This is a genomic window from Streptomyces beijiangensis, assembly GCF_017315755.1.
Lineage (GTDB): Bacteria > Actinomycetota > Actinomycetes > Streptomycetales > Streptomycetaceae > Streptomyces > Streptomyces beijiangensis.
Genome location: NZ_JAFLRJ010001476.1, coordinates 1 through 335, shown reverse-complemented (window position 1 = coordinate 335; position 335 = coordinate 1). Strand labels below are relative to the sequence as shown.

Sequence of the window (335 nt, the reverse complement as noted above, 5' to 3'; positions counted from 1 at the left end):
ACAATCATGTAAGTGTATTGTAATAGGAATCAATATCTTCTCTCTGCGCTTTTTTATAAAATAATACCATCCACAAAACTGAATGAAAGAGGAGACGGTATATGAAGACACGGGCGGGCGGCCTGATTGCCGCGGTTCTGATCGCCGTTGCCGGCGTTTTTATCCTGCAGAAAGCGACAGGAGGCCTTGTGCCGCTGGCCGATGATTATATACAAGGCCAGGGAAAGCCTGAGGCTTATTATCTCAAAGCTGAGGATCATGCAGAAAAGCCGGATAACGGAAAGTACAACTACACATTAACCGGCTATGACGCGAGCGGACACAAACAGCAGATT

General features: G+C 46.6%; 1 protein-coding gene. It reads left to right on the top strand.

Going from position 1 to position 335, the window contains the following annotated elements; genetic code table 11:
* Positions 1-101: 101 nt before the first annotated feature.
* A partial coding sequence (locus tag J0695_RS46520) for a YxeA family protein (RefSeq protein WP_206970102.1) occupies positions 102-335 on the top strand: 234 nt, incomplete at its 3' end.